This is a genomic window from Desulforegulaceae bacterium (assembly GCA_034006035.1).
Lineage (GTDB): Bacteria > Desulfobacterota > Desulfobacteria > Desulfobacterales > JACKCP01 > JACKCP01.
Map to the genome: position 1 here is coordinate 1 of JAVETN010000031.1, position 2,710 is coordinate 2,710.

Below are 2,710 nucleotides of genomic sequence, written 5' to 3' on the forward strand. Positions count from 1 at the left end.
AAATGAATCTTTCATTTCTTTGAACAAATATAAGGCAAAAAGAGTGTTTATTACTTCTACTTTCGGAGAGAAAGCTGCACACGCTTGATTCGATGAAGCAGGATTCTTTAATATTCCCATTTTAAATGCTGCAGTATCGTACATTCCTATAAGCATAGTGCCAGCAGGGAAAAGCTTAGCTGATGATGAATTCAGGGCTTCTTTTGTGATTTTTTCTTTTGAACCGTATACATAAGAATCATTTAATTCTCCAGCAGTAAACCAAGGGATTTCTCCATGGAAGTATTCAGGCTTTGACCTAGAAGGAGTACCTCCGCTTGTCCAATTACCGATTTCTCCCAATTTATGCAATTTCCATTCTCTTGAATTCTTTACTGGATCTCCAAACATCTCCAAAAACACACTCTGAAGAAGTTTCTGAGTCAACTCATCCGCCTGTGCCCGAAGTTTTCTCGTTTCTTCGGCTTTTTCGAGGATGGAGACGATTTTTTTCTGGGTTTCGAGAGGTGGCAATTTTATATTGATGTTGGAAAAATCAGTTTTATTCAACAATGGAACTACAGCAGAAGAAGCAATATTTTCAAGATAAGGACGTATTTTTTTAATTGTGTAGTACAAAAAATCGGAAACAACTATATTTTCATCCGGAATTATGCTATTTATCTGTTGATTTGTACATAATTCTGTATCTGCAATAGCAACTTTACCAATGTTGCCAATGCAAGAGACTAAAACCGAGCCTTTAGGTAATAACCTTACTTTTTTTCTCCCCGTTTCTGAAATTGTTTCTTCTGAAGTAGATACAAATTTATCTATATCCAGATCAGGAGGTTTTATCCAAGGTAAAACTCCACCATAATTTTCTGGGTCTTTTTTTGGAGGAGTACTTCCTGTTACTACATCCCCAATATCTTTTATCTTATATTCTTTCCATCCTTCAGGCAGTTTTTTTTCCATTTTTCAACCTTCACATACACAGATTTTTTTCAATGCTTTTGCAGATCTACTTTTTTCCCTATTCAAAATCAAAGATATGTTTCAGTTTCAATTTCATTGTTTTCTAATTGCGGGGTAGAATCGCTTGTTTTTTCATTGTCCAACCTTTGAATTTGGCTCTTTAAAGTAGGTAATATTTTAATTAATTCTTCTCTGTCGGATAACTTTTTGACTAAAAAATCTACCCATTCCTTAGTGTATACATAGTCTTTATGAACGTCGTCATATACACAAAAACTTGGGTTTGTTTTTTCTGGATTTTGATCCTCTTTTTTTGGTCTGATTTTGTAGTGGGTACAACAAATAGGATGATGTGTCGAATAGCTAAATTTAAAGTCCTCTCCATATACTTTTCTAAGCTCCTTTTTTACGAGATCACAAACTTCTTTAGCTCTAAGACATCCAGAATTCGAAACAGGTTTTACTTTTTCACTTATGATACCAACGATTCGTTCATAATTTTTCATTCCTTCAGGATCGTTTGGATCATATTCAACCCATTCAATAGCGTATTCTGCCTTATTTTTGTTGCTTACTAATTTAGGGAGTAAAAACACATTAAAACGATACTTTTGATCAGAATAGGTTTCTTCATCTAAAGAATTCCTGAAATCCGTTATATAACTCTTTATTTTTTCAAATCCTTTATTTTGCTTTACAAGGCTTTCTTTTCCTTTAGATGAAGGATAAGTTTTTGCAAATTGTAGGGAAAAAACTAGGTTTTCTCTGATCGCATATTTTTCCCCAAATTCCTTTATAAGTATGTATTCAAAGTTATGTAACAGTGCTTGGCACTCGCCAAATATTTCATCGTCCAGTTCTGGCATAAAGCGATGTTCAATTTTGTTCCTTAAAGGTATGAAAAACTCAACGTTTTTTCTGATAGGCAACTCTTCTTTTCCACAATTTTTAAAATATTCTTTTAAGCAGTCAGAAAGTTCCCATGCTTTGTGTTCACCGTCAATTACTATGTATTTGTTTGAGCCTTTTTCCCTGTGGTAATACTTTATTCTATATTTTTCAAAGATGGCATGAAATAGTGATGTGTATGCAATTGTCATTAGAACAATGTAGCCGCCTGATCGGAACTTAGTTTGTGGTTTATTGTATACCTCAACAGCAAGTAAGCAGCTCTCAATAGATTTATTTAATAATTCCTTTGATCTTTTGGGAATTCTTTTACTCAAACTATCACCTGCCATACAGAATAACGATTTAAATATTTATTCAAAAATTTCTTTTTCTAACCCAGTACAGATATTTATAAAAGAATTTAACTCTTCCTGACTGAACATCGGGAAGGGGGAAGTTGTGCCGAAGTTGGTGAAGGGGGGCTGCCAGAGGGTGGAGTATTCGATGTGCTTCTTTTTCAGGAAGACGGTCTGGAGGGTCAGGATGAAGTTGAGCTGGTCTGAGGAATAGTGTTTATTGTTTCCGATTATGTAGGTCTGGAAGGCGTCTTTGATCAGGGCGTCGGGGGAGGGGGAGGAGTAGAGGCCCAGCACCTGGCGAATGAAGTCCGTAAGCGAAGCCTGCTGGCTGGGGTAGAGGTCGAAAAGGCTGGCTAGGCTGGAAAGTTTCGGGTTGTCAGGGGCGAGGGCTGCGTTCAGGAGGGTTTCCTCAAGCTGTTCGAGGTCGTAATCGGTGAGAGGTTCGTTATTTTTGATTTTCCGGACAGCGGGGTGGGTTTCGGCAAGGGCTTTAATGCGGGCTT

Annotated in this window: 3 protein-coding genes; all 3 read right to left on the bottom strand. The window is 36.8% G+C overall.

Annotated elements, in window-relative coordinates:
• Window positions 1-957, bottom strand: a 957-nt coding sequence (locus RBR53_12040; protein ID MDY0133380.1) for a restriction endonuclease subunit S, incomplete at its 3' end; no start/stop codon positions are given.
• 68 nt (window positions 958-1,025) lie between these two features.
• A complete protein-coding gene (locus tag RBR53_12045; protein MDY0133381.1) occupies window positions 1,026-2,183 on the bottom strand; it encodes a DUF3644 domain-containing protein in 1,158 nt (385 codons plus the stop codon).
• Window positions 2,184-2,219: 36 nt separating this feature from the next.
• A partial coding sequence (locus RBR53_12050) for a type I restriction-modification enzyme R subunit C-terminal domain-containing protein (GenBank protein ID MDY0133382.1) occupies window positions 2,220-2,710 on the bottom strand: 491 nt, incomplete at its 5' end.